21 protein-coding genes are annotated in these 25,763 nt (G+C 59.7%); 8 read left to right on the top strand and 13 right to left on the bottom strand.

Going from position 1 to position 25,763, the window contains the following annotated elements; genetic code table 11:
• The first annotated feature begins 258 nt into the window (after positions 1 to 258).
• The 3 genes from ACF8R3_RS05800 to ACF8R3_RS05790 all read left to right on the top strand — a co-directional run bounded on the left by ACF8R3_RS05800 (position 259) and on the right by ACF8R3_RS05790 (position 5,400).
• Entirely contained in the window at positions 259 to 2,064 is a 1,806-nt protein-coding gene (locus tag ACF8R3_RS05800) for a phenylacyl-CoA dehydrogenase (protein WP_392515183.1), read from the top strand.
• Positions 2,065 to 2,215: 151 nt separating this feature from the next.
• On the top strand, positions 2,216 to 3,499 hold the full coding sequence (locus tag ACF8R3_RS05795) for a diguanylate cyclase (RefSeq protein ID WP_196121326.1): 1,284 nt from the start codon (positions 2,216 to 2,218) through the stop codon (positions 3,497 to 3,499).
• Between the two features lie 122 nt (positions 3,500 to 3,621).
• Positions 3,622 to 5,400: an acyl-CoA dehydrogenase C-terminal domain-containing protein gene (locus ACF8R3_RS05790; RefSeq protein WP_392515181.1), complete on the top strand. Its 1,779-nt coding sequence runs from the start codon at positions 3,622 to 3,624 to the stop codon at positions 5,398 to 5,400.
• Positions 5,401 to 5,709: 309 nt separating this feature from the next.
• Here ACF8R3_RS05790 and ACF8R3_RS05785 read toward each other — a convergent pair whose 3' ends face one another.
• Positions 5,710 to 6,633, bottom strand: a complete 924-nt coding sequence (locus ACF8R3_RS05785) for a LysR family transcriptional regulator (RefSeq protein WP_058603015.1) — start codon at positions 6,631 to 6,633, stop codon at positions 5,710 to 5,712.
• Between the two features lie 202 nt (positions 6,634 to 6,835).
• On the opposite strand from ACF8R3_RS05785, the gene ACF8R3_RS05780 reads away from it, so the two are divergent.
• Positions 6,836 to 8,080 (top strand): aminotransferase class III-fold pyridoxal phosphate-dependent enzyme, encoded by a 1,245-nt coding sequence (locus ACF8R3_RS05780; protein WP_392515178.1) that lies wholly within the window; start codon positions 6,836 to 6,838, stop codon positions 8,078 to 8,080.
• 143 nt (positions 8,081 to 8,223) lie between these two features.
• Positions 8,224 to 8,382: a YqaE/Pmp3 family membrane protein gene (locus tag ACF8R3_RS05775; RefSeq protein WP_023532725.1), complete on the top strand. Its 159-nt coding sequence runs from the start codon at positions 8,224 to 8,226 to the stop codon at positions 8,380 to 8,382.
• A 37-nt stretch (positions 8,383 to 8,419) separates the two neighbouring features.
• Here ACF8R3_RS05775 and ACF8R3_RS05770 read toward each other — a convergent pair whose 3' ends face one another.
• From ACF8R3_RS05770 to ACF8R3_RS05720, 11 genes are all read right to left on the bottom strand, one after another.
• Positions 8,420 to 10,246 (bottom strand): S9 family peptidase, encoded by a 1,827-nt coding sequence (locus ACF8R3_RS05770; RefSeq protein ID WP_392515176.1) that lies wholly within the window; start codon positions 10,244 to 10,246, stop codon positions 8,420 to 8,422.
• Complete coding sequence (gene pqqE / locus ACF8R3_RS05765) at positions 10,212 to 11,372, bottom strand: pyrroloquinoline quinone biosynthesis protein PqqE (protein WP_058603018.1); 1,161 nt, start codon at positions 11,370 to 11,372, stop codon at positions 10,212 to 10,214. Before pqqE ends, ACF8R3_RS05770 begins: the two co-directional genes overlap by 35 nt.
• Positions 11,344 to 11,619, bottom strand: coding sequence for a pyrroloquinoline quinone biosynthesis peptide chaperone PqqD (pqqD, locus tag ACF8R3_RS05760; protein WP_058603019.1), 276 nt, complete (start codon positions 11,617 to 11,619; stop codon positions 11,344 to 11,346). The genes pqqE and pqqD overlap by 29 nt, the downstream gene beginning before the upstream one ends.
• Entirely contained in the window at positions 11,616 to 12,371 is a 756-nt protein-coding gene (gene pqqC, locus ACF8R3_RS05755; protein ID WP_023532576.1) for a pyrroloquinoline-quinone synthase PqqC, read from the bottom strand. Before pqqC ends, pqqD begins: the two co-directional genes overlap by 4 nt.
• A 40-nt stretch (positions 12,372 to 12,411) precedes the next feature.
• Complete coding sequence (pqqB, locus tag ACF8R3_RS05750) at positions 12,412 to 13,323, bottom strand: pyrroloquinoline quinone biosynthesis protein PqqB (RefSeq protein WP_078479231.1); 912 nt, start codon at positions 13,321 to 13,323, stop codon at positions 12,412 to 12,414.
• An 84-nt stretch (positions 13,324 to 13,407) separates the two neighbouring features.
• Positions 13,408 to 13,479, bottom strand: coding sequence for a pyrroloquinoline quinone precursor peptide PqqA (pqqA, locus tag ACF8R3_RS05745; RefSeq protein ID WP_003243383.1), 72 nt, complete (start codon positions 13,477 to 13,479; stop codon positions 13,408 to 13,410).
• A 127-nt stretch (positions 13,480 to 13,606) separates the two neighbouring features.
• A complete protein-coding gene (gene pqqF, locus ACF8R3_RS05740) occupies positions 13,607 to 15,934 on the bottom strand; it encodes a pyrroloquinoline quinone biosynthesis protein PqqF (protein WP_392515174.1) in 2,328 nt (775 codons plus the stop codon).
• A gap of 47 nt (positions 15,935 to 15,981) precedes the next feature.
• Entirely contained in the window at positions 15,982 to 16,788 is an 807-nt protein-coding gene (locus ACF8R3_RS05735) for a carbon-nitrogen hydrolase family protein (RefSeq protein ID WP_058639103.1), read from the bottom strand.
• 13 nt (positions 16,789 to 16,801) lie between these two features.
• Positions 16,802 to 18,484, bottom strand: a complete 1,683-nt coding sequence (locus tag ACF8R3_RS05730; RefSeq protein ID WP_058639104.1) for an NAD(P)/FAD-dependent oxidoreductase — start codon at positions 18,482 to 18,484, stop codon at positions 16,802 to 16,804.
• A gap of 184 nt (positions 18,485 to 18,668) precedes the next feature.
• Positions 18,669 to 19,130, bottom strand: coding sequence for an Lrp/AsnC family transcriptional regulator (locus tag ACF8R3_RS05725; protein WP_058603024.1), 462 nt, complete (start codon positions 19,128 to 19,130; stop codon positions 18,669 to 18,671).
• An 80-nt stretch (positions 19,131 to 19,210) separates the two neighbouring features.
• Positions 19,211 to 20,353 (bottom strand): Fic family protein, encoded by a 1,143-nt coding sequence (locus tag ACF8R3_RS05720; protein ID WP_392515172.1) that lies wholly within the window; start codon positions 20,351 to 20,353, stop codon positions 19,211 to 19,213.
• A 292-nt stretch (positions 20,354 to 20,645) separates the two neighbouring features.
• On the opposite strand from ACF8R3_RS05720, the gene ACF8R3_RS05715 reads away from it, so the two are divergent.
• Positions 20,646 to 21,611, top strand: a complete 966-nt coding sequence (locus tag ACF8R3_RS05715; protein ID WP_392515171.1) for a tetratricopeptide repeat protein — start codon at positions 20,646 to 20,648, stop codon at positions 21,609 to 21,611.
• A gap of 519 nt (positions 21,612 to 22,130) precedes the next feature.
• Complete coding sequence (locus ACF8R3_RS05710) at positions 22,131 to 23,189, top strand: DNA cytosine methyltransferase (protein ID WP_392515169.1); 1,059 nt, start codon at positions 22,131 to 22,133, stop codon at positions 23,187 to 23,189.
• Here the strand turns inward: ACF8R3_RS05710 and ACF8R3_RS05705 are convergent.
• Positions 23,176 to 23,601 carry a very short patch repair endonuclease gene (locus tag ACF8R3_RS05705; protein WP_392515207.1) on the bottom strand — a complete coding sequence of 142 codons (426 nt, stop codon included), beginning with the start codon at positions 23,599 to 23,601 and terminating at the stop codon, positions 23,176 to 23,178. The two genes, ACF8R3_RS05710 and ACF8R3_RS05705, sit on opposite strands and share 14 nt — an antisense overlap.
• A 61-nt stretch (positions 23,602 to 23,662) precedes the next feature.
• On the opposite strand from ACF8R3_RS05705, the gene ACF8R3_RS05700 reads away from it, so the two are divergent.
• A complete protein-coding gene (locus tag ACF8R3_RS05700) occupies positions 23,663 to 25,684 on the top strand; it encodes an ATP-binding protein (RefSeq protein WP_392515167.1) in 2,022 nt (673 codons plus the stop codon).
• Positions 25,685 to 25,763: the final 79 nt, after the last annotated feature.

Below are 25,763 nucleotides of genomic sequence, written 5' to 3'. Positions count from 1 at the left end.
ATAGCGCGTTCTCGCCTGACACGCAACGCTCGGAAGCTTGCACTGCCTCGTTTCCTCTTCTCCGCTTGAAGTATCCTCGTTCCCTGCAGGGACGCAGGCATGTGTGCGGATGGCAGATTCGTCATTTTTCGTGGCGTAAATGGCATCGTGGGGCCTTCTTGACATCCGGCAGCGGTAAACGTAAGTTTCAAACAACTGTTTGATAGACCCTGCCGCGTGTGCCGGTCCCCCACAGAACTCACCTAGAGGTTCATCGCCATGCCTGACTACAAAGCCCCCCTGCGTGATATTCGCTTCGTGCGTGACGAACTGCTCGGCTACGAGGCGCACTATCAAAGCCTGCCAGGCTGTCAGGACGCCACGCCCGACATGGTGGACGCGATCCTCGAGGAAGGTGCGAAGTTCTGTGAGCAGGTACTGTCGCCGCTCAACCGCGTAGGCGATCAGGAAGGTTGCACCTGGAGCGAGTCGGGCGTGAAGACGCCGACCGGTTTCAAGGAAGCCTACCAGCAGTTCGTCGAAGGCGGCTGGCCAAGCCTGGCGCACGATGTGGAGCATGGTGGTCAGGGCCTGCCCGAGTCGCTGGGCCTGGCCCTGAGCGAAATGGTAGGCGGTGCCAACTGGTCCTGGGGCATGTACCCAGGCTTGTCCCACGGCGCGATGAACACGATCTCGGCCCACGGTACTGCCGAACAGCAGCACACCTACCTGACCAAGCTGGTTTCGGGTGAGTGGACCGGCACCATGTGCCTGACCGAACCCCATTGCGGCACCGACCTGGGCATGCTGCGCACCAAGGCCGAACCCCAGGCCGACGGCAGCTACAAAGTCAGCGGTACCAAGATCTTCATTTCGGCTGGTGAGCACGACATGGCCGAGAACATCGTGCACATCGTGCTGGCACGCCTGCCTGATGCACCGGCTGGTACCAAGGGTATTTCCCTGTTCATCGTGCCGAAGTTCCTGCCTAACGCCGAAGGCGCAGCGGGTGAGCGCAATGGTGTGAGCTGCGGCTCCCTTGAGCACAAGATGGGCATCCATGGCAATGCCACTTGCGTGATGAACTTCGACGCAGCCACTGGTTACCTGATTGGCCCGGCCAACAAAGGCCTGAACTGCATGTTCACCTTCATGAACACGGCACGCCTGGGTACTGCGCTGCAAGGTCTGGCCCATGCCGAAGTGGCCTTCCAGGGTGGCTTGAAGTATGCCCGCGAGCGCCTGCAAATGCGTTCGCTGACCGGGCCCAAGGCGCCTGAGAAGGCCGCCGACCCGATCATCGTCCACCCGGATGTGCGTCGTATGCTCTTGACCATGAAGGCCTTTGCCGAAGGCACCCGTGCGATGGTGTACTTCACCGCCAAGCAGGTGGACATCGTCAAGTACAGCCAGGACGAGGAAGAGCGCAAGAAGGCCGATGCCTTGCTGGCGTTCCTGACCCCAATCGCCAAGGCCTTCATGACCGAAGTAGGCTTCGAGGCTGCCAACCATGGGGTTCAGGTCTACGGTGGGCACGGCTTCATCGCCGAGTGGGGCATGGAGCAGAACGTTCGTGACAGCCGTATTTCCATGCTGTACGAGGGCACCACAGGTATCCAGGCCCTGGACTTGCTGGGCCGCAAGGTGCTGATGACCCAAGGCGAGGCCCTGAAGGGCTTTACCAAGATCGTGCACAAGTTCTGCCAGTCGCAGGAAGGCAACGAAGCCGTCAACGAGTTCGTTCAGCCCCTGGCTGCGTTGAACAAGGAATGGGGTGAGCTGACCATGAAGATAGGCATGGCCGCCATGAAGGACCGTGAGGAAGTTGGCGCGGCCTCGGTGGACTACCTCATGTACTCCGGCTACGCCTGCCTGGCTTACTTCTGGGCCGACATCGCCCGGTTGGCTGCCGAAAAGCTGGCAGCAGGTACCAGTGAAGCGGCGTTCTACACCGCCAAGCTGCAGACGGCACGCTTCTACTTCCAGCGCATCCTGCCGCGCACCCGCACGCATGTGGCTGCCATGCTGTCCGGTGCGGACAACCTGATGGCCATGGACGAAGAACACTTCGGCCTGGCTTACTGAGTTACCTCAGGTTGTACGCGAACCGTCTGCTCCGGCAGACGGTTTTTTATGTCTGGCGCAAGTCAATAGCAAAGGTGCTCAAGTGTACAGGTGAATGGCCGATCAACTAAGGGCACAATGCCACTATTGGTCTGCCAGGTTGGAATTGCCTTTGCTTCGCCTTGACGCTGTTCGCGCAAGCCATTTCGTACCCTCTCTCGTCTTGCTGGGGGCAGGCTTGGCTGCGGCTTACGTCAAGGACCTCAGCGTTTTCTTCACGTCGCTTTTCAATGTTTTGCCAACCCTCGTGCTGTTGATGGGCGGCGCCTATTGCGCGGTATACAGGCGCCAGCGGGAGCTGTTTCTAATGCTCACGGTGTACATCGCCTATTTCCTGCTCGATACCCAGACCGACTTCTACCGGTACAACGGCCGCGTTCGTGAAGACGCTGCCGTGATCTTCCACCTGGTGTGCCTGCTACTACCGGCGTTGTATGGCCTTTATGGCATCTGGCAGGAGCGCTTGCATCTGCTCCAGGACCTGGTCGCCCGGTGTGCGGTGCTGGTGGCCACGGCCGCGGTGGCGGCAGGCTTCGAGCAAAGCTTTCCCGAGGCGTTGCTGGCCAGCCTGGCGGAAATCCGCTGGCCGGTCCTGCACGGCCAGTGGATGAGCCTGATTCAGCTGGCTTACCCGGTGTTCATGGGCATGCTGGCGCTACTCGTCGTGCAGTACCTGCGTGCGCCCAGGCCCCTGCATGGCGCCTTGATCGTGGGCCTGATCGGTATTTTCTGGATGCTGCCCAAGACGTTCGTGTTGCCCTTCACGCTTAACATCATGTGCAGTCAGGTCATGCTGATGATTGCCACGGCAGTCGCCCATGAAGCGTACCAGATGGCATTTCGTGACGAGCTCACCGGGTTGCCGGGCCGTCGCGCGCTCAATGAGCGCCTGCAGCGACTAGGGCGCTCCTATGTGATTGCCATGGCCGACGTGGACCATTTCAAGCGCTTCAACGATACCCACGGGCATGATGTCGGCGACCAGGTATTGCGCCTCGTCGCCAGCCGGCTTGGCAAGGTCAAAGGGGGAGGCCGCGCCTATCGCTACGGCGGCGAAGAGTTCGCCGTGGTGTTCGCGGGCAAGACGGCCGAGCAGTGCGTGCCGCATCTGGAAGCGGTTCGAGAGGCGATCGCAGGCTATGGCATGCACTTGCGTGACCAAAGTGCGCGTCCGCTGGATGACATCACCGGGCGCCAGCGCCGCGCGGGCAGCAGTGGCGACACGGTTACGGTGACCATCAGCCTGGGTGTGGCCGAGCGGCAGGGCGACAACCGTAGCGTTGATGAGGTGCTCAAGGCTGCCGACCAGGCGCTTTACGCTGCCAAGGCCGCAGGGCGCAATTGTTTGATGGTTCACGGCCTGAGAAACCGTCGTGGAGCGGTGCGGGAAGCGTGACCATTGCTGACTCTACAGTCTGTTGATGACCCTATGTGTCGTAAAAGTTGTTCGGTTACACTGGTCCTACTACCCGTGCTGCGGTACTCATCGCCGCCCGTCCTGACCAGCGAGAGGTTGTCATGGCTGAATATAAAGCGCCCCTGCGCGACATGCGCTTCGTACTGAATGAAGTCTTCAACGTAGGCCAGCAGTGGGCGCAGCTGCCGGGCTTGGCCGAGTTGGTCGATGTCGAAACGGCCATGGCGGTGCTTGAAGAGGCGGGCAAGGTCACTGCACGCAGCATCGCACCGCTCAGCCGCGCTGCCGACGAGGAAGGCTGCCGCTGGGACAGTGGCGCGGTGCATACGCCCGCGGGGTTCATCGAAGCCTATGACACCTATGCTCAAGGTGGTTGGGTAGGCGTGGGTGGTGATCCAGCCTTCGGCGGCATGGGCATGCCCAAGGCGGTATCGGCCCAGGTCGAGGAGATGGTCAACGCAGCCAGCCTGTCGTTTGGCTTGTACCCCATGCTCACCGCAGGCGCCTGCCTGTCGATCAACGCGCACGCCGACGAGGCGCTCAAGCACACGTATTTGCCGAACATGTATTCAGGTCTGTGGGCAGGCTCCATGTGCCTGACCGAACCCCATGCGGGCACTGACCTTGGCATGATCCGAACCAAGGCCGAGCCTCAGGCTGACGGCAGCTACCGGGTGACCGGCACCAAGATCTTCATCACCGGTGGCGAGCACGACCTGACCGAGAACATCATTCATCTGGTCCTGGCCAAGCTACCGGACGCACCGGCGGGCCCCAAGGGGATCTCCCTGTTTCTGGTCCCCAAATTCCTGGTCAACGACGACGGCAGCCTGGGTGCCCGCAACCCGGCGACCTGCGGGTCCATCGAGCACAAGATGGGTATCCAGGCCTCGGCCACCTGCGTGATGAATTTCGACGAGGCGGTCGGCTACATCGTTGGGGAGCCCAACAAGGGCCTGGCCGCGATGTTCACCATGATGAACTACGAGCGGCTTGGCGTTGGTATCCAGGGGCTCGCCTCGGCCGAGCGCTCTTATCAGAATGCTGTCGACTATGCCCGCGAGCGCCTGCAAAGTCGTGCGCCGACTGGGCCGCAAGCCAAGGAAAAGCCTGCTGACCCGATCATCGTGCACCCGGATGTGCGGCGCATGCTGCTGACCATGAAGGCGCTGACCGAGGGCGGGCGGGCGTTTTCCAGCTACGTGGCCATGCAGCTGGACAGCGCCAAATACGCGCAAGACAGTGCCGTACGCAAGCGCAGCGAAGAATTGGTCGCGCTGTTAACCCCTGTGGCCAAGGCATTTCTGACGGACCTGGGCCTTGAGTGCACCCTTCACGGCCAGCAAGTGTTCGGTGGGCACGGGTATATCCGCGAATGGGGGCAGGAGCAGCTGGTGCGCGATGTGCGCATTACCCAAATCTACGAAGGCACCAATGGTATCCAGGCGCTGGACTTGATGGGCCGCAAGGTGGTGGCCAGTGGTGGCGCGTACTACCAGTTGTTCTCCGACGAAGTGCGTCAGTTCATTGCCGGTGCCGGGGCTGACATGGCTGCGTTTACCGCTCCCCTAGGCGCCGCGCTCGACCAGCTGGACGGTGTGACCGACTGGGTGCTGCAACAAGCCAAGGGCAATCCGAACGAGATCGGGGCAGCGTCGGTTGAATACCTGCATGCCTTCGGCTATGTCGCCTATGCCTACATGTGGGCATTGATGGCCCAGGCTGCCCTGGCAGGCGAGGGTGATGAAGCGTTCTACCAAAGCAAGCTCGGCACGGCACGCTTCTATTTTGCTCGCTTGCTGCCGCGCGTCGACTCGCTCATCGCCTCGGTCAAGGCGGGTAGCGAAACGCTGTACCTGCTGGATGCGGAGCAGTTCTAGGACTGGCGCAGACGTTGATACGGCCGTAGCTAAGGGCGCCTGCTTCAGGGTGGGCGCCATTACAAAGGGTGGAGATAGGAATGATTACCCTTTGTAAGCCTTTTCCTACAGCACGTGGTGACTTTTCACCACTGTTCTCAGATTGGATCCAGGGTTATCTTTATTCCATGGACGTTGCGCAGGAAGCGCATAGGACAGATCACGGAAGACGACGAAGGATTTCCTGCCAGGATGGTGGGGCGATACGGATGTCACAGGGAAACAGTCTGAAGAACCCCGCCTCGGCGGGGTTTTTCTTGTGCGTCACGTTCAGCCCAGTGCATCGAGTGGCGAAGCCGCCGGTCCACGCAAGTCAGTCTCTTCTTCGAGCAGGCCACGCAGAAGTTCTATTGAGGCCTGCTGACGCTGAGCGTCACGGAACACCAGGCCTACCTTCAAGGGCACTCTGGGTTCACTCAACGGCTTCCACAGCAGCCCTTGCTGCGCCTGTTCGGCTTCCTTGGCCCGCCCCGGCAGGATGGTCGCCAGTGAGGTGTGCGATAGGCTGTCGAGAATGCCTGCCATGTTATTCATTTCTGCCTGAACCTGCGGGCGACGACCTTGGCTGGCCAGCTGTGCCTGCCAGATCTGACGCATCTGGAATTCCTCGCCCAGCATCAGCATGGGCAGTTCCGCCGCCTGGCGGATCGACACCTTCTTGAAGTCCTTGAGCGGGTGGGTCGCTGGGATGACCAACTGCAATTCGTCCTCGTACAACAACACGCCATGCAGCCCAGGTTGGCGCGCGGGCAGGTAGCTGATGCCGATGTCCAGCGTGCCGCTGATCAGGCGCTTCTCGATTTCCAACCCCGACAACTCATAGATCTGCACTACCAGATGCGGCTGGGCCTTGCGCAGTCGTTCCAGAAGCTGCGGTACCAGGCTCGGCCGAACCGTTTGCAAGACGCCGATCGCCAGGGTTCGCAGTGCCTGCCCCTTGAAGTTTCGCATCGCCTCGTGGGCCCTTTGCAAGCCATCGAGCAAGGGCAGGGCATGGTTGTACAAGGTGTGCGCCGCCAGTGTAGGCAGCAGGCGCTTGTTACTGCGCTCGAACAGGCTTAGGTCCAGGCCATGCTCGAGCTGGCGAATCTGCTGAGACAGGGCCGGCTGAGACAATGACAGGCGCTCGGCGGCACGCCCGACATGGCCTTCTTCGTAGACCGCGACGAAATAACGCAGTTGGCGAAAATCCATAAGTTCTACTTATTGAAAATACTGCTAAATCGAAATGTCGGAATCAGCATCCGGCGCCTAGTCTATCGCGGTATAACAACGGGTTACAGGCTTTACGAGGACCTTATCCTTACCACGGTCGACTCCCTATCCATAGGCACGGCATTTCACTCCAATTAAGGCCGTTCCAGCCCTGCCCATCATCCAAGCGTGCATAACTTCGATGAACCTGTTCAACCTTCGCCGTCCAGCGCGTGCTGTCGGGACTGAAACGTTGCCTGAGCCAGCACGCGCTCGGCCTCGTATTGATGCCAAGGCCCCTGACTCACCTGTTTTCATCAGAGGGCAAGGCGCGTGGCTTTGGGACGACCAAGGCCAAGCCTGTCTGGACTTCAACCAAGGCGACGGGGTCAACACGCTGGGGCACAGCCCCGAGTCGATCGTCAAGGCGGTGGCGAACCAGGCTCAGGCCTTGATCAATCCGGGTGTGGGGCGCTCGCACGAGGGCGTTCTGGCATTGAGCGACCAGCTCTGCCAAGCGACCGGGAGTGAACGTGCCCTGCTTTTCGACAGCGCGGCACAGGCACATGAAGCCGCTATTCGCCTGGCTCGCCACTGGGGTGAACGCCACCGCCACGGCGCGGGCCATATCATCGTTGCCCGCCAGGGCGGGGAAGACGTATACGGTGCGCCTGTGGCCAGCAGTGCAAGCCATAGCAAAACGGAACACGCCCATCTGAGCCATGTGCCGTTCAATGACCTGGCTGCACTGCACGCCGCAGTCGAGTCGCGCACGGTAGCCATCGTGTTGGAACCATTGCAAAGCCAGGGTGCGATCGTTCTTGCAACCGCCGAATACCTCAAGGGCGCTGAGGCCCTTTGCCGCGAGCTGGGCATTCTGCTGATTATTGATGAAGCGCGCACAGGCATGGGCCGCTGCGGTGCATTGCTGGCCGAAACCCTGTACGGCGTGCGAGCCGACATCTTGGTGCTGGGTGCCGGCCTTGGTGGGGGTGTGCCACTTGCCGCTGTGCTGGTGCGCAACAGCGCTTGCTGCTCGCCGTTGGCAGGGCTGCCGGATGCCCGGTACAGCAATGCGGTGACGGCCGCAGCAGGCCTGGCAGTCCTGAAGACGGTGCTGGATGCAGGCTTTCTCGAGCACGTGCAGGACACTGGCCGTCATCTACGTGAGGGACTTAGCCGCCTGGCGGGCCGCTTTGGCCAGGGCCAGGTCTGCGGGAGTGGGCTGTTGTGGACGTTGCAGCTCAGTGATCCCCTGGCACGGGCGTTGGAGCGTGCGGCATTGCAAGAGTGCCTGCTGGTCGGTGCGCCCCAGGCCGATGTGCTGCGGTTCTCGCCGGCGCTAACGGTGACCCGCGGCAATGTCGACGAAATGCTGTTGAGGCTTTCGCGCGCGTTCGCGCGACTGCACGCTGTCCAGGCCTCGGGACGAAAGATGCCCGCCTAGGCCACCCACGTAAAACCGAACCGTCTGGCGTTTCTGCGCACCGCCCCGGGCCTGTCACATTCGGCCCTGGGCGTTTTTTTTGGCTGTGGAACCTCTGCAAGCGGCGGCGAGTCTGTGATGTAACCCCTTACGGAGAGACTCGCATGGACATTATCCGGATTATCATCGCAATCATTCTGCCGCCCTTGGGCGTGTTTCTGCAGGTGGGGTTTGGTGGAGCCTTCTGGCTGAACATTCTGCTGACCTTGCTGGGCTATATCCCAGGCATCGTGCACGCGGTGTACATCATCGCCAGGCGCTGAATTCCGTGCGGCTCACGGATAGCCGTGAGCCGCTGGCTTAATGCTGCTCAAGCACCTTGCAGTAGAATCGCCATTCCTGATCGAGCGCATGCTCCAGGTTACGGGCCTTGCGAAACCCGTGCCGTTCGCCCTCGTAGAAATGTGCCTGGGCTTCGATGCCATTGGCATTGAGCGCTGCGAGCATGGCGCGGGTCTGCTCTGGCACCACGACCGCATCCAGTTCCCCTTGAAAGAACACCACCGGCACCTTGATTCGCTCGGCGTGCAGCAGCGGCGTGCGCTGCCGGTAGCGCTCGGCATCCTGGACCGGATCACCGATCAGCCAGTCCAGGTAGTCACCCTCGAACTTGTGCGTGGCACGCGCCAGTGCCACCGGGTCGCTGACGCCATACAGGCTCGCGCCTGCCCGGAATACGTCCGTGAACGCCAGTGCGCAAAGAGCGGTGTAGCCGCCGGCGCTGCCGCCCCGGATGAACACCTGGGTCCTGTCGATCAGGCCATCGGCAGCCAGACGCTCGACGGCTGAGCAGGCATCTTCTACATCGCTTTGGCCCCAACGCAGGTGCAGGGCACGGCGGTACTCACGGCCATAGCCACTACTGCCGCGGTAGTTGAGGTCGGCAACGGCGAAGCCTCGGTGGGTCCAGAACTGGATTCTCGGGTCGAGCACGGGATAGCAGGCCGAGGTCGGGCCGCCGTGAACGAAGACGATCAGCGGCGATGGCGTGATACTGCCGGCAGCCGGATAGAAAAAGCCATGGGCCAGCGCCTCTCCAGCCCCGCAATGAAATGACTGGGGCAAGCTGATCCGATGCGCCGGTAATACCTCGGCGCCACCGGCCAGTACGTTCACTTCATGGGTGTCACGGGCAATCGCAATGACCGCCGCAGGGCTGATAGGCGAGGCGGCGATGGCATACACGCAGGTGGCGTCCATGGCCAAGTGGCGGAAGCGGGTATAGGCGCTGGCGAACCGCTCGCTGCGACCATCGGGCGTGCGCAGGCCCAGTTGCCCGAAACCTGCTTCGAACCAAGTGGCCAGGTAATGCTGTGGCCCGAGTGCCAGCCAGGTACTGGCGCCCAGTTGCCACGGTGCTGCGGCATGGTCGGCAGGCTCGCTTGCCAGCGCTTGCCAGCTGCCATCAAGCTCACCCCACGGCTGCCAGAAACTGTTGCGATCGGACAGGCAGTACAGGCGGTTAGCCGTATCGAAGCGAGGTTGCTGCAGCGATTCATCGCCCGCTGCTACCGTTTGCGCTGCCCCCCATTGGCCGCTGGCCTCGCGACGGCAGGTCATCAGCCGCGTTACCGTCCACGGCTGCGTCGGGCGGTCCCATTCGATCCAGGCCAGGCGCTGCCCGTCCGGGCTGACCGTGGGCGAGGCGTAGAAATCGGCGCCTTCGGCCAGCACCTGACGCGTCCCCTCGGCCAAAGCCACCAGGCGGTGCTCCACGGTTTCGCCATGGCGCTCCTCCACAGCCAGAGCCTGCCCGTCATGCCATTGCACATCGCCATAGCGGCAGGCGGGGTCCTGGGTAAGGGGGCGCGGCGGCGTGTTGTCCAAGGGCTGGGTGTAAACCTGCTGGTCCTTCTCGTTGACGAACACGAGGCCGTCCCCGCCCAGGCAGAAACTGCCCCCACCATATTCGTAGACACGGCTGCGTACACTGAAGCCGTCCGGGGTCAGGCAACGTGCCTGGTGATGATGCCAGTGCCAGATGCGGCAAGCGTCGTCGGCCGGCCGAAATTCAACCCAGAACAGGCCGGCATCACCGACCTTGAGTTCGGCGAAATCGGTGCCGGCGGCGACGGCCTGGGCGGCGGTGAATTCAGCCTCGGGCGATGACACGGGAGTTTCGTTCATTTCGGAAAGTCATCTGATCTATGGCGAGGTCGGCGCTTTGCGCCTGCTCGCGGGCCTTGAGGATCAAGCCGTGGTCGGGCGACTTGGCACATACCGGGTCGGCATTGCTGGCATCACCGGTGAGCATGAAAGCCTGGCAGCGGCAGCCGCCAAAGTCCTTCTCCTTTTCATCGCAGGAGCGGCAAGGTTCCGGCATCCACTGGTAGCCACGGAAGCGGTTGAAACCGAACGACTCATACCAGATGTGTCGCAGGTCATGCTCACGCACATTGGGGAACTGCACCGGCAACTGACGGGCCCCATGGCATGGCAGGGCGGTGCCGTCGGGGGTGATGGTCAGGAACAGGTTGCCCCAGCCGTTCATGCAGGCCTTGGGCCGCTCTTCGTAGTAGTCCGGCGTGACGAAGATCAGCTTGCACGGGTTGCCTTCGGCCTTGAGCTTGTCGCGATACTCGTTGGTTATCCGCTCGGCCCGTTCCAGCTGATCACGAGTGGGCAACAGCCCAACCCGGTTAAGGTGCGCCCAACCGTAGAACTGGCACGTGGCCAGTTCGACGAAATCCGCATCCAGGGCGATGCACAACTCGATGATGCGGTCGATCTTGTCGATGTTGTGCCGGTGGGTTACGAAGTTGAGCACCATGGGGTAACCATGGGCCTTCACGGCGCGGGCCATTTCCAACTTCTGTGCGAACGCCTTTCGGGAACCGGCCAGCAGGTTGTTCACCTGCTCGTCGCTGGCCTGGAAGCTGATCTGGATATGGTCCAGGCCGGCCTGCTTGAAGGCGGCGATGCGCGCCTCGGTCAAGCCGATACCCGAGGTAATCAGGTTGGTGTAGTACCCCAGCCGGCGGGCCTCGGCGATCAGCTCGGCGAGGTCCTGGCGAACCAGCGGCTCGCCCCCGGAAAACCCAATCTGCGCGGCGCCCATCTCGCGGGCCTGGGCCATGACCTTGAACCACTGCGCAGTGCTCAACTCCTGGCCCTGGGCTGCGAAATCCAGGGGGTTGGAGCAATAGGGGCACTGCAGCGGGCAGCGGTAGGTCAACTCGGCCAGCAGCCACAGCGGCAGGCCGACCTCGGGCGTGGGCGGTAGCTCAGGCAAGCTCGATCCAGTGTTCGGCACGGGCCACCTCCATGAACTGCTCGATATCGTCGGCCACTTCCGGCACATCGGGGAATTGCTGCTGGAGTGCGTCGATGATGGCTGCCACATCGCGCTGGCCGTCGATCAACCCACCGATCAGGCTGGCGCTCTCGTTGAGCTTGATCATGCCTTCAGGGTAGAGCAGTACATGGCCTTTCTGGGCAGGCTCGTACTGGAAGCGGTAACCCTGGCGCCACCTGGGCACTTGCTGACGATCGAATTTCATAGAGTGATTCCTTTATGCCACACCCGCTCCTGGGTGACGGAGTGATAGGGCGGCCGGTTCAGCTCATAGGCCATGCTCATGGCATCGAGCATGCTCCACAGGATGTCCAGCTTGAACTGGAGGATTTCCAGCATACGCTGCTGCCCAGCCCAGGTGGTGTAGTGCTGCAAGGTAATGGCTAGGCCATGCTCAACATCGCGGCGAGCCTGGCCAAGGCGCGTGCGGAAATACGCGTAGCCTGCCGGGTCGATCCAGGGGTAGTGCTGCGGCCAGCTGTCCAGGCGTGATTGGTGGATCTGCGGGGCGAAGAGTTCGGTCAGCGAGCTGCTGGCCGCTTCCTGCCAACTGGCGCGACGGGCAAAATTCACGTAGGCATCCACGGCAAAGCGCACCCCCGGCAATACCAATTCCTGTGAGCGCAACTGCTCAGGGTCAAGGCCAACCGCCTGGCCCAGGCGCAGCCAGGCTTCGATGCCGCCGTCTTCACCAGGTGCGCCATCATGGTCGAGCAAGCGCTGTATCCACTCCCGGCGTACCTCGCGATCCGGGCAATTGGCCAGGATGGCGGCGTCCTTCATCGGGATGTTGACCTGGTAATAGAAGCGGTTGGCTACCCAACCCTGGATCTGTTCGCGGGTAGCACGGCCTTCATACATGGCTACGTGGTAGGGATGGTGAATGTGGTAGTAGGCGCCCTTGGCGCGCAGGGCCTGCTCGAACTCGGCAGGGGACATTGGCAGTGCATCGCTCATTCGGCTGGCTCCTGGAAGGCTGGGGTGGCGGGCAGGCCCGTTACAACTCGATGCTCATGCCGTCGAAGGCTACTTCCACACCGCGGCGCAGCACTTCGGCGCGCTCGGGTGAGTCTTCGTCGAGAATCGGGTTGGTGTTGTTGATGTGGATGAGCACTTTGCGCTGGCGCGCAAAGCCGTCGAGTACTTCGAGCATGCCGCCGGCGCCGTTCTGGGCCAGGTGCCCCATTTCACGGCCGGTACGCGTGCCCACCCCGCGGCGCTGCATCTCGTCGTCCTCCCACAAGGTGCCATCGACCAGCAGACAATCGGCGCCTTGCATCATCTCCAGCAACTGCTCGTCCACCTGGCCAAGGCCCGGGGCATAGAACAGCTTGCCACCGGTGCGGGTGTCCTCCACCAGCAGGCCAAGGTTGTCGCCTGGGTGCGGGTCGAAGCGGTGTGGGGAATAGGGCGGTGCCGCACTGCGCAGCGGGAAAGGGGTGAACCGCAGGTTAGGGCAGGCCTGGATGACGAAACTGCCTTCAAGCTCGATTCGGTTCCATTGCAGGCCGCCGTTCCAGTGGCTGAGCATGGTGAACAGCGGAAAGCCGGTGGTCAGGTCCTGGTGGACCATGTCCGTGCACCAGACCGGGTGCGGGCAACCTTCGCGCAGGCTGAGCAGGCCAGTGGTGTGATCGATCTGGCTGTCTAGCAGGATGATGGCGTCTATGCCGGTATCGCGCAGACCTCGGGCAGGCTGCATGGGCGCGAAGGCCTGGAGCTGTGCACGAATGTCTGGCGAAGCGTTGCACAACACCCAATGCACACCGTCGTCTGACAGGGCGATGGATGACTGGGTGCGGGCAGTGGCCCGCAGGGTACCGTCCCTGAAGCCCTTGCAGTTGTCGCAGTTGCAGTTCCACTGCGGAAACCCGCCACCGGCGGCCGAGCCGAGAACCTGGATATACATGGGTGCTCTCTATGCTGTGCGGAAAGTCATGTCCAAAAAACGAAAACGCCCCGGCAGGCCGAGGCGTCGTACCCTAAGCCGTGCTTAGCGGTTGGCGAAGTACATGGTGACTTCGAAGCCGATACGCAGGTCAGTGTATGCAGGTTTGGTCCACATGGGATTACTCCTTCCGAATGGGTTTGAGGAACGCTTGACTACTACTTGGGTACCGCCATAGGCAGGAGGTTCCCTGAATCAGGGTTGCGCTATCTTACAAGAAAACCGTTCATCCGAAGACTGTGTATCAGGAAAGTAGCGTTGCACCAGGTGCAACAATCTCGCGCTGCTGCGCCTGAAAGTCAGGTGGCGCGGCAGCGTTGGCCAGACAGGTCCAGGGCGCCTGCCCATCGAGCAATGCATCCTGTAGCCTTTCCAGATCATGCTGCCGCACGTTGAGGATAGCCTTGCGTACGTCATCTAGCGTCCGGGGTTGTGTAGCCAGGTGTGTCTGCCAGGCCCACTCCACAACCTCGACATTGCTCATGACCACTTCATCGAACTGATCGGCCAGCAGTTGCTGCGAGGGAACGTCCAGCGTGACGCGCTCGCGCAATAGCGTGACCACCTGTTCCAGAATCATGTCCGGGCTGGCGTGAGGCGATTGAACGCCGATCATCAGCCCGTGCACCCCCTCCACCTGGCGCAAGGCGCTGAACACCGCATAGCCCAGTTGCAGCTCGACCCGCAGACGTTGATAGACAGGGCCTTGCAGCAGGTGAGCCAGCAGCCTGCCCGCTGCCTCCATGCCCGCTGGCAGAGGGCAGAACACCAGCAAGGCATGTTCGCTGCCGTACCCGCCCACCGTGTACCAACGACGGGTGAGCGGCGGAACGGGAACAGGCGCGCCGCCATGGCCGGGCAGGCCTTGCAGGACGGCTGACAGTGCCTGCTGTGCATCTGCATCGAAACCGACGGCCAGCCCGTGCCAGGTGACCTGCTGCCAGAGCCTGTCGAGTTGGGGCTGGCTCTGTCGTGACCCGGCCACCGCTTGCACGTCGAGGCCTGCCACGGCGTTTGGCAACTGTTCCAGCAATGCCCTGATGGGCATGGGTTCACTGGGTGGCCCAGCACGGTCAGCCCAACAGTCGGCCGGCGGGGCCTTCAACAAGGGCAGGGCAATCCCGATGGCGGTGACCACGGCCGAGGCTACGCCTGCACAGCGCAGCTCCCATCCCTGGCCCGCTCCGCTGAACTGTAGCTGTACCGAGGCGCGCTCACAGCGCGCTTTGAGTGGGGCAAGGGCCTGGTCCAGAACGGCATGCAGTGATTCCTTCAAAGCAAGGGGCACCTGCCAGCGTACAAGCAGGGCGGCGTGCTGACGCGCGGTGGGCAAGGCGTCACTGATGCTCAGCCCGCCGGGTAACGAACACTCACCGGTTTCAGGCAACCACGTGTGCAGCAATGGCTCGCTCGAAGGGAACTGCCAACGGCCCAGGTCCGAACGTGGCAAGCTCGCCAGAAGCGCAGCAAAGGCGTGCTGCCCCTGTTTATCGAGCGCGGTGAAGGGAAGCCCTGCGCTGTCCCTGCGTGCCAGTTCCATGGCGCTGGCGCTGTGCTCACGGCGCCTTTGCAAACGCCCGAATTCTCGATTGAGTTGCGCAAAATCCGCGTTCTGCATGTATCCGAACCAGCCGTGCAGCAGGGCCATGGCCTGCCCAGTTGGCATACCGGCGCCCAGCGTAAGGTCAATGTGCCAGAGCAACTGCCCGGCAAAGGCGTAGAGCGTTTCCACCTTGATGGCCTGCAACCCGCAGTGCTGGCGCGCGGCCGCGAGCCACATGCCGGGGCGACTGTCGTTCAGACAACTGATCAGCAGCGCCAGGGCCTGCTCAGCGCCGGCCGGCATCTGCTCATGGGCGAACAGTTGCCGGTTGCAGCTTGTGCCCAATGGGGGTGGAGGGCGCTGTAACACGCGCGTGCCGCTGCCGAATAGTCGAGCGGATTGCACGGCCAACTGTTCCAGCTCATCCAAGGACTGAGGGCCGCTCACCGCCAGCACCATCTGACCACCCTGGTAATAGCCTCGGTGAAACTCGCTCAACGCTTGCTGGAAGGTGGGGTCTTGCAGCGGCAAGGTATAACGGTTACCGGCCTGGAAGGCCCGCAACGGATGCCCCGGCGCAACGGATTGCAGCAAGGCATGATGCGTCTGGGCCTGGCGGCTACGCGACCAGGCGATGAATTCGGCGTGGATCACTTCGCGCTCGTCGCGTTGGCGGGCGATGGCCAGGTCCGGCTCGGCCAGCATCTGGCACAGCCGCATCAAACCGCCCGCCAAGGCCGTGGGCGGGGTTTCGAAGAAGAAGTCCGTCGTGCGCTCGCGGGTGCTGGCATTGACCTGGCCGCCGAGCGCCTGCACGTAGCGCATCAGGCCATCTTCCAGGGGATAGCGCGTTGTACCCAGAAAAAACAGGTGCTCGAGAAAATGCGCCAGCCCAGGCCATTTGGCAGGGGCATCATGGCTGCCCGCGTGCACCCTGAGCGCCGCCGCCGCGCGTTTGAGACGAGGGGCGTGGCGCAGGCTGAGCTGCAGGCCGTTGGCAAGGGTGAGCTGGCGGATGGTGTCAGGCATGGGGGCTCCGTGTGGTCCGACCATGCTAGCTTGCAAGCGGTGCGCTGTCAGTGATCCTGCTGGGGCGTTCGTCCGTGTAAGGCCTGACGCAGGTCGGTGAGGTAGGGGAAGGCCCGACGGCCCTGCACCACGGCTTGCTGTTCCAGCTCGGCCAGCAGCAGGCACTCTTCATGACCTGCCATGCGCAATACGCCGCCATCCGGGCCGACGATGCTGCTTTGTCCGCAATAGGCGATGGCGTCTTCTGCGCCGCAGTAGTTGGCATACACCAGGTAACACTGGTTTTCCTGGGCCCGTGCCCGCACCGTCACTTGGCAAACGAAGTCGTAGGGCTGCATGTTGGCCGTCGGGACCAGGATCAGTTCGGCGCCGGCCAAGGCCAGCCGACGGGCATTTTCCGGGAACTCGATGTCGTAGCAAATCAGCAGGCCGACTTTCCAGCCGTCCAGCTCGACGACCGGAAAGTGATCCGGCCCTTGCTCGAACATCGTGCGATCGAGCTCGCCGAACAGGTGCGTCTTGCGGTAGTTGCAAAGGCGGCGGCCATCGGCAGCGATCAATTGCACACTGTTGAAAACGGCACCGTTCGGATCCCGTTCCGGATAGCCGTAGGCGATGGCGATACCGCAGGTGCGCGCGGTCTGCACGATGTGCTGTGCTGACGGGCCATCGCATGCTTCGGCCAGTTGCTGCACCTGAGCCGAGCCGATGTTGTAGCCGGTCAGGAACATTTCCGGGCAAACCAGCAATGACGCGCCCTGGCCGGCTGCCAACTGAGCCTGATCGCGCAGCCGCTGCAGGTTGCCAGGCACATCCAGCGGGCCAGGTAGGGCTTGGAACAAGGCTATGCGCATGACAGCTCCTGGGTCAGTCGGCCAGCGCGATCGGGCCGATCTCGTCGAACACATCGCCCGGCCCCGGGTTCTCGGGGTGGGTGTGCCCGCCGAAGTGATTGATGATACCCCACACCGCATTGAGCGACGTCTGCACGGCGCCCTCTACCCAGGCAGGCGTCCACGACACATCGTCGCCGGCAATGAAGATGCCGCGTTGCTCGGCGGGCATGTTCTTTTGCATGAAGTGGGCGTACATGCGTTGGTTGTAGCGGTAATGACCCGGCAAGGCGCCCTTGAAGGCACCGAGGAAATACGGGTCCGCTTCCCACGAAACGGTGATCGGGTCGCCAATGATGTGGCCGGCGATGTCGGTTTTCGGATAGATCTTCTTCAGCGCGTCCAAGGCCAGCTGCACACGTTTCTCCACCGGGTGCGGCAGCATCTTCAAGGCATCGCTCATCCAGGCATAGGACAGGCAGATGACCCCCGGTTTGTCGTCGCCGTTATCGAACAGGTACGTCCCGCGGGTCAGGCGGTCGGTCAGGGTCATGCTCAGCAGGTCGCGGCCGGTTTCCGGGTCCTTGTCCTTCCAGAACGGCCTGTCGACCATGACGAAGGTTTTCGACGACTGCATGTAGCGGGTACGGTCCAGTGCCATCCACATTTTCTGGGAAAACAGCGATTCTTCGCAGTCGATCTGGGTGGTCAGTAACCACGTCTGGCAGGTGGCGAGCACGGCGCCGTAGTGGCGGGTGTCCCCCCAGTTGTCGGTGACGGCCAGGCGGCCATCGGCAGCGCGCTGGATCCGCTTGACCCCGGTGCGGGGTGCACCGCCATGCAGGGAACGCAAGCTGGTGCCCTCGGGCCAATGGGCGCAGCGCTCGGGCCGATGGCGCCAGATACCTTGCGGTACCTGCTCCACGCCGCCCACGATCAGATGCTGGTGGTCGTCGCAGTTGGTCATGACCACCCGGAAGATCTCCAGCATCGAGTTGGGGAAGTCCGAGTCCCAACCGCCTGTGCCGAAGCCCACTTGGCCGAATACTTCCCGGTGCAGAAAACTGAGCTTGGCGAACGAGCGCGAGGTGGCGACGAAGTCGTAGAAGGTGCGGTCGTCCCACAGCGGTACGAGTTTGTTCCACAGCGCCTTTAGGCGTGGTACATCGCGATCACGGATGGCTTGCTGGATATCGGCGAATTGCGCACCGCTTTCCAACGCGTCAGCCCAGGCATCAGCCACCTCATGGAACAGCTTGGGAAGATCGGCAGGGGTTTCGGCGTAGTAGGTCTGCCCTTCGAGGTCGATCACCGTGCTGCTGGAGGCCGAGCTCAATGGGTTAGGAAAGGGCTTGGTCTGCAACCCCAGTTTGTCCACGTAGTGATAGAACGCCGTGGACGACACCGGAAAGCGCATGCCACCCAACTCGGCGACGATGCCATCGGTGCCATTGAAGGCTTGCGAGCGCAGCCGGCCACCCAGCTTCGAGGCTTCGTACACCACTGGCTTGAGCCCCAGTTTCATGAGCTCGTAGGCGGCCACCAAGCCGGCGATTCCGGCGCCGATGATCGCGACTTCCTCGCCGTGGCGTTGCGCCGGAATCGTGCCCAGGCCCGCCGGATGCTCCAGCCAGTCATCGAAGGCGAATGGAAAGTCAGGGCCGAAAATGGTGATGGGTTTCTTGCCGTCGTCAGGGTGCCGGTTGTTCTTGTTCATTAAAGGACCTTGCCAGAGCGGCTGCGCGATGTGCTGAGCCTGAGTATAGGAGACGTCTGGCGGTCATTTTAGAGAGGGGGCATTTCGTTATTAAGAAGCAGAATGAGGTCGAAATGTCTCCTCTTTGGTCATAGTGGCGTGGTTTGTGAGTATTTTGACGAATTCATGTTTGTGAATACAGGTTTCAAAGCGCCTGACCGCGATCCACCTTGCTGCTGAGGATGATCGACGTGGTGGTTTTTTCGACGCCCTCGACGTTGCCGATCCGGTCCAGCAACTGGTCCAGTAGTTCCGGTGACTCCGTGTGCAGCCAGGCCACGTAGTCGAATTCACCGCTCACCGCGCACAACTGCCGCACAGCGGCCATCGCGCTTAGCCGTTTGACGACCTCTTTGCCCGAGCGTGGCTGCACCTTGATGCCCACATACGCCTGTAGCCCACCGCCCATCACCTGCTGCCCCAAGCGCACGCCGTAACCGGAAATCACCTTGTTCTTCTCCAACCGCTCGAGCCGTGAGTTGACCGTGGTGCGAGCGATGCCCAACTGGCGCGCGAGCATGGCTACGCTTTCGCGGGCATTGATCTGCAACAGGGCGATCAGCTGGCGGTCGATTTCATCCAGGGCAAATGGGCGAAGGTCTGGCATGGCGTGGCTCGGCGAGCGGAAGGGGGAGGTAGCCTAGCTAGCGTGGGTGGGTGGGGGCAAGGAGGCGTGCACGAGTGCGCTCAGCCTTTTCTTGGGGCTCGCTGTGCTATTTGATAACGGGTACTGCGGCCGCCTCCGGGCAGGCGTTCGATACAGCCTTTTTCCAGGAGGTCACTGAGGTGGCGAGTCGCAGTGGCTTTGGATACCTTCGCCACGGCTTGGTATTGCGCCGCGTTGATGCCGTGCTCGAAGCCGCGCTCGCCACCGTCGAGCAGACGGTTGAGTACTTTTACCTGCTCTGCTGATAACCCCTGGCCGCGGTGCACCTGCCAGAATCGCGCCTTTGCCAGTACTCGATCAATACGTACAAGAGCCTTTTCCAGGCTGTTGAGCAAGGTGGTTAGGAACCAATACAGCCAACGGGTGATATCCAGTCCGCTTTTCTGACTGGCTTCCAGGATACGGTAATAACCGGCGCGGTCGTCGAGAATGCTCGCGGACATCGCATAGAAACGGATGGTTTGTCGTTCACCCTGCGCCAATGCCAAGTCGGTGAGCGCACGGGTAAGACGGCCGTTACCGTCATCGAACGGGTGTAGGGTAACGAACCAGAGGTGCGCGATACCTGCACGTAAGAAAGGATCCAGGTTCGCATCGCTGCGACTGCGCTCGAACCACGCTAGAAAGTCCGCCAGTTGTGTTTCCAATCCCGTCCGCGGAGGCGCTTCGAAATGGACCGTCGGGCGGTCGATCCGGCCGGACACCACCTGCATGGGCTCATCGCCGCGCAGTGTGCCGATGTGCAGAGGTCTCGCCAGCAACGGGTCATCGCTTGGAAACAACCAACGGTGCCAAATGAAGAGCCGTTCTGTGTCCAGCGTTTGTTGATACCCCTGAGTGGCATCGAGCAGCAATGCTGCCAGGCCTTCGGAGCGTGGTGTGGTCGATTGGCTTTCTTCGTTCAGCCCTAAGCGCCGCGCCAGCGATGAGCGCACGGAACCCACATTCAGTTGCTCGCCTTCGATGGCGCAAGACGTGACGATGTTCTGCAGCAGGGCATCCAGGCTGCTTTGCACTTCAGTGTCATGCCCTACGGCATCGAGCATCCCCAATAGACGGCCTTGTACCTGGCCGCAGGCGCGCAGCAGCGGGGCAAGTGTTTCAGTTTGCCAGGTAAACGCTGGCCAATCGGGCTGCTGCCAGATCCATTGCGGGTCGTTCATGGGTAGCGTTCACGTGAGCCGATTAGCGAGCCTATTCGGCTCATTAAGTGAGCCGATAATGCCTGCTATTCGGCTCACTGTCTAATGAATGGAGGGAAAAAGCGGCTTGATGAGCGGTTTCAACGCGGGCATCGGGTCCATAACGCCGATATGAAGATGAAAAAAAGCCGCACAACTGCGCGATTTCGCAGAGGGTGGTTCAAACCTGCCCAGCAGAGCCATTGTCTTGTTGGCTTCTATACACGCCTCTAGAATGGGAGGCCCTCGCAAGGCAGGAAACACTATGTGGTTCATGAACAAGAAAACGCTCAGTGCCGAGCAGGCGACTGCGCTTAATGACCAGGGCTGGGCGGCGTTCCGAGAGCAGGATCTGGACACCGCGCAGGAGTGCTTCGAAAACCTTGCCAAAGCGTGTCCCGACGACCCGCGCTGGATGAATGGCGTTGGCGCGGTGAGCCTGGCGCGTGACGATCGCGCCGATGCCCATCGACACTTCCAGAGGGCTGCTGATCGTGACTATCCCGGCAGCCACTACAACCTCGGCATCATGGCCTACCAGGACGGTCATCACGACGTCGCCCGTCGACACTTCCAGAGGGCTGCCGAGCACGATTATCCGGGCAGTCATTACAACCTCGGCAGCATGGCCTTCCAGGAGGGTGATCACGACACCGCCCGCCAGTACTTCCAGAAAGCCGCCGAGTACGATTGTGCCCGTAGCCACTTCTACCTTGGCAGCATGGCCTATCAGGACGGCGATCATGATACCGCCGTCGAGCACCTCAACGACGCCGTGCGCCACGATCATCCAGAGGCGCTGAACCTGCTCGGCGACGTCCATCTGCATGCCGAACGTTATCCGCAGGCTGAGCAGGCCTACCGGCGCGCGGCCGAGTTGGGCAATGTCGACGGCTACAACAATCTTGGCCTTCTGTATTTGCAGCTCGAAGATTATCAGCAGGCCAAGCAGGCGTTGTTGCAGGCCCTGGAGTCCGACCACGTCTACGCCCAGCACAACCTGGCTGTGGCCTATCACCGTTTGGGCGAGCTCGAGGCGGCCGAGCGCTGGTACCTGATCTCGTTCTCCCTGCACGGCAACCTGCAGTCGCTGGAGAACCTTGGGCATGTATATGGCGATACTGGGCGTGAGGTCGAGGGCCAGGCGCTGGTCGCGGCTTCCGACAAGCTCTACGAGGATCAGCCTCTCGATGATTACGAGCAGGCGTTGATTGACCGGTTGCTGGCTGAGCCACGATAGGCTTGCTGCTCGCGCTGCCGACCCAAAAAGCCGAAAGCCGCGCTAAGCGCGGCTTTGAGTATGGTGGGCCCACACGGACTCGAACCGTGGACCAAAGGATTATGAGTTGCTGGGCGAGTGGATATCCCTAGAGTAACCTTTCGAAGGAGACCGTAGCCTGACATATGCTGCATCCCCACAGCATCTGCTGTTGAGCGTAATTTCGAGAAACTGAATCAAGCTCAGCACTGTACCGTGATTGTACTGATTTTTTCTCTTTAAAATGGTCTAAATTCGCTGCTAGCCCACGGCCGCTGAGGCTTTTTGTGACAATTTTCTGTGCCGTCGTCTAGCTTAGCTGAGCTGCGAGTTACTGAAGGAGTCAGAAGCCTTCGATTCGTCCAGCCAATTCACATCATCCCGTCGCCGCTCCATGGCGCCGTGGCTCTCTCAAGCTTAGAGATGTATAAATTTTCAGTGGTAGACCTCGATCTTTACACTGAGAGAGGCTAAAATGACCTCCGCTTGGAGGCATTGACTATGCATGATATTGACGCCGTTGACCTATTCTGCGGTGCGGGTGGCCTAACCGCTGGTTTGCTCAAGACCGGCATTAAGGTGCGCGCCGGCTACGACATCGATCTCAATTGTGAGTACGCATACCGTGAGAACAACGGTGCCGAATTCATAGCTGAGAGCGTTGCCATCGTCGACTCAAAGGATGTGGCTGCGTGGTATCGCCCAGGGAAAATCAAGCTGCTAGCTGGCTGCGCTCCCTGCCAGCCCTTCTCGACGTATAACCTCGGCCGTGACACCAGCACGGACGTGAAGTGGCCGCTTCTGTATTCCTTTGAAAAGCTCATAAAAGACATCAAACCTGAGCTTGTAACCATGGAGAACGTCCCGGACGTCACCAAACACAAGGTCTATCATGACTTTGTGCAAGGGCTGAAGGATGAGAATTACCATATCTGGTCAGACACAATACGTTGCATTGAGTATGGCCTGCCTCAGCATCGTCGACGTCACGTGTTGCTAGCCTCGAAGCTAGGGCCAATTTCAATGATACCGAAAACCCATGCAGGTAAACCGGTTACCGTTGCTGAGGCCATTGGACATCTACCAAAAATCGCGGCGGGTGAGTGTGACCCGAATGACCCGCTCCACCGTTCAGCGACGTTGAATCCTACAAATTTGAAGCGAATCATGCTTTCTCGGCCTGGTGGTACCTGGCACGACTGGCCAGAATCGCTTCGCGCAGACTGTCATCGGAAAGCTAGCGGTAAAACCTTCGCAAGCGTCTACGGTCGGATGCGCGCAGATGAGCCAAGCCCAACAATGACAACCCTATGCTATGGCTTCGGTAACGGCCGTTTCGGTCACTATGATACAGATCAAAACCGAGCTATTTCACTGAGAGAAGCAGCAACATTGCAGTCGTTCCCCGACGACTACAAATTTATGCCCCCCGAGCAGATTACCTTCAAGGCTGTTGGACGTATGATTGGTAACGCTGTACCGGTACGCCTCGGGGAAATCATCGGTCTCAGTATTCAGCTCCACCTCGACGGCATCAGTAACTCGACTACGGTGAGCTGAAATCCCTTCTCAGCCGCTCATTCAGAGCGGCTAGATCTCTAGTCTCGCACTCCCACACAGTCAGCACCCTCCAACCTAGTGCCTCCAGCTCTGAAGCCTTTCTGGCATCCCTTTCGATATTGGCCATAAATTTCGGTATCCAATACTCCTGCCGCGTTTTCGGCACTGACGCGTAGCGGCAGCCTGGATGTCGATGCCAGAAACAACCGTGAACGAAAATGACTGTCCGATGCTTGCTCAGAACGATATCAGGGCTACCAGGCAGAGCCCGTTTGTGGAGGCGAAATCTCAGACCTAGGGCGTGGAGCAACCTCCGCACCGTGAGCTCTGGTGACGTGTGCTCTCGCTTAACCGCCCTCATCCGACGGCTGGAGACGGAAAGCTCATCTGTGATGGCGATTCGATGCTGCATACTCAAGCGATTCATGTAACCATCCACGCGTAACTGGGGCTACTGATAGGACAACACGGCAATGGAAGCGGCAGTCGTAAGCACTGAAAAAAGTCAATACAAGATCGAAATTGATCTAAATGTCCTGAATCATCTAGGCATCGGCCTTTATAGCAGCACACCGGCTGTGGTGACTGAGATTGTCGCTAACGCATGGGATGCCGACGCGACGCAGGTCAGTGTCGAAATTTTCGATGACCGCATCATCGTTCAAGATAATGGCCATGGAATGGGCGCTGAGGAGCTACAAGCCCGCTTCCTACGCGTAGGCTATGCTCGACGTGATCAAGGAAAGGGTAATAGAAGCGATACCAAAGATCGTCCGGTTATGGGACGTAAAGGTATTGGAAAGTTAGCGATGTTTTCGCTCGCCAACCAGATAGATATCTGGTCCAAAAAAAATGGCAGAGATCCGGTATCTGCCAGGATAAATGTTGAGCAACTCAAAGAAGATATAAAGACAGATAAAGAGTACCAGCTCGAGCTATTAGATAAAGACTATGATTGGGAAGGATCTACCGGGACGCGAATAGTGCTGTCCAGGCTGACTGCTGGAACAGATAAAACCGAAGCGTTTCTTCGTCCCCGTATTGCTCGTCGCTTCAGCGTGCTGGGCGATATTCACGACTTCAAAGTAGTTCTTGGCGGATCTGCTATCACCACCCAAGACAGAGGATACCATCAAGATATTCAGTTTTGGTGGGATCTTGATGATGCTACAAGGCTGGCACAGAAACCGCTGCTGAAAAATTTGGCAACCGATGAGGATGGCAATGAATGCATCAAGCGTATCAACAGTACTGTTATTGTTGGGACGCATGCCTACAGCTTGAGAGGCTTCATCGCAACGGTTGCTAAGCCAAAAAGTCTGAAGAAGACAGAAGATAATATCAATCAGATATCGTTATTTGCCAATGGGCGTGTCTTTCAGGAAGATATGCTCAAAGATATTGGTAATGCCAAGGTTTTTAACAGTTATATAGTCGGTGAAGTACATGCAGACTTCTTGGACGCGGATGGCGTCGATAGAGCTACTGCTAACCGTGAAGCAGTCAAAACAGGCGACCCGCTTGTCACGGCAGTGCGTAACTGGCTAAAAAACTCTCTTGATGATATCGCAAATCAGTGGGATGAATGGCGCCGTCAGCAGAATCCTGATAGTGACGATGAAAGAACAAAGCTTGCTCTTGAAGCATGGTATGCATCTCTTGCCGATTCAAGGGATAGGAAGCTCGCGCAGAGACTAATCAGCCCAATCCTATCAGCTGAGCATTCCAATGATGAAACTAAAAATCAGGATATTAAGCGCGATCTCGTCAGAAGTGCGATAGTTGGGTTCGAAAAGCTACGTATCCGAAAGCAGCTTGATAAGCTTGAAAAAGTAACAGATGTACTTTCAGTTGAGTTTCAAAGACTTTTCAATAGCCTGGATGATGTCGAGGCTACTCATTATCATGAGATTACACGCTCAAGATTGCAGGTGATTGAAAAGTTTGAAAAAGAGATTGTTGATCCGGGATCTCTGGAAAAAGTTGCTCAGAAATATCTTTTCGACCACTTGTGGCTTCTCGATCCTACTTGGGGGCCAGTGGGAGAGAGTCGAGTTATGGAGCAAACTTTAACAAAAGAACTTCTGGAAGTGGCGCCCGCTGCCGAGACTGGAGCAAGGATCGATATAGCATACAGAACATCATCGGGTCGACACATCATAGTAGAATTGAAGCGGCCAGGTTTGAAGGCTGTGGATGTCGATGATCTAATTAAGCAGGGTAAAAAATACAAGGCGGCCGTGACCCAGTATTTAGAAAACCATCCTGATGTTTGTGCGTTTTACGGTCGTACACCACCAATTGATGTCTTCTTTGTAACGGAAGAGCTGCCGAAAACAACGTATGGTGACCCGATTCAAGATCTTAGAAATAGCGATATGCAGTCATTCACTTATAAGGGGATGATTACCAATGCTCGTCGAGCTTATCAGGAATATCTTGACGCTAGTCCGAAGCTATCAGGTATCGACGATATAATTTCTAATATTGCTTGATCTCATTCCTCTCCTGATGATAATTGCGTCGGGAGAGGTTTCATTTATTGGTTTGGTTGTCTCGGTGTAACGTTGAATT

It is taken from the genome of Pseudomonas sp. FYR_7, assembly GCF_043106155.1.
In the GTDB taxonomy this organism is placed as follows: domain Bacteria; phylum Pseudomonadota; class Gammaproteobacteria; order Pseudomonadales; family Pseudomonadaceae; genus Aquipseudomonas; species Aquipseudomonas parafulva_B.
The sequence above is the reverse complement of the archived record's forward strand: the minus strand, read 5'-3'. Positions and strand labels throughout refer to the sequence as shown.

Excerpts from the sequence above, each read along its gene's own strand:
- ACF8R3_RS05780 (WP_392515178.1), top strand. The coding sequence starts at position 6,836 with ATGAACCTGTTCAACCTTCGCCGTCCAGCGCGTGCTGTCGGGACTGAA.
- ACF8R3_RS05730 (WP_058639104.1), bottom strand. The coding sequence starts at position 18,484 with ATGAACAAGAACAACCGGCACCCTGACGACGGCAAGAAACCCATCACC.
- pqqF (WP_392515174.1), bottom strand. The coding sequence starts at position 15,934 with ATGCCTGACACCATCCGCCAGCTCACCCTTGCCAACGGCCTGCAGCTC.
- pqqB (WP_078479231.1), bottom strand. The coding sequence starts at position 13,323 with ATGTATATCCAGGTTCTCGGCTCGGCCGCCGGTGGCGGGTTTCCGCAG.
- ACF8R3_RS05710 (WP_392515169.1), top strand. The coding sequence starts at position 22,131 with ATGCATGATATTGACGCCGTTGACCTATTCTGCGGTGCGGGTGGCCTA.
- ACF8R3_RS05775 (WP_023532725.1), top strand. The coding sequence starts at position 8,224 with ATGGACATTATCCGGATTATCATCGCAATCATTCTGCCGCCCTTGGGC.
- ACF8R3_RS05705 (WP_392515207.1), bottom strand. The coding sequence starts at position 23,601 with ATGCAGCATCGAATCGCCATCACAGATGAGCTTTCCGTCTCCAGCCGT.
- ACF8R3_RS05725 (WP_058603024.1), bottom strand. The coding sequence starts at position 19,130 with ATGCCAGACCTTCGCCCATTTGCCCTGGATGAAATCGACCGCCAGCTG.
- pqqD (WP_058603019.1), bottom strand. The coding sequence starts at position 11,619 with ATGAAATTCGATCGTCAGCAAGTGCCCAGGTGGCGCCAGGGTTACCGC.
- ACF8R3_RS05785 (WP_058603015.1), bottom strand. The coding sequence starts at position 6,633 with ATGGATTTTCGCCAACTGCGTTATTTCGTCGCGGTCTACGAAGAAGGC.
- ACF8R3_RS05735 (WP_058639103.1), bottom strand. The coding sequence starts at position 16,788 with ATGCGCATAGCCTTGTTCCAAGCCCTACCTGGCCCGCTGGATGTGCCT.
- ACF8R3_RS05770 (WP_392515176.1), bottom strand. The coding sequence starts at position 10,246 with ATGAACGAAACTCCCGTGTCATCGCCCGAGGCTGAATTCACCGCCGCC.
- ACF8R3_RS05790 (WP_392515181.1), top strand. The coding sequence starts at position 3,622 with ATGGCTGAATATAAAGCGCCCCTGCGCGACATGCGCTTCGTACTGAAT.
- ACF8R3_RS05700 (WP_392515167.1), top strand. The coding sequence starts at position 23,663 with ATGGAAGCGGCAGTCGTAAGCACTGAAAAAAGTCAATACAAGATCGAA.
- ACF8R3_RS05720 (WP_392515172.1), bottom strand. The coding sequence starts at position 20,353 with ATGAACGACCCGCAATGGATCTGGCAGCAGCCCGATTGGCCAGCGTTT.
- ACF8R3_RS05715 (WP_392515171.1), top strand. The coding sequence starts at position 20,646 with ATGAACAAGAAAACGCTCAGTGCCGAGCAGGCGACTGCGCTTAATGAC.
- pqqC (WP_023532576.1), bottom strand. The coding sequence starts at position 12,371 with ATGAGCGATGCACTGCCAATGTCCCCTGCCGAGTTCGAGCAGGCCCTG.
- ACF8R3_RS05800 (WP_392515183.1), top strand. The coding sequence starts at position 259 with ATGCCTGACTACAAAGCCCCCCTGCGTGATATTCGCTTCGTGCGTGAC.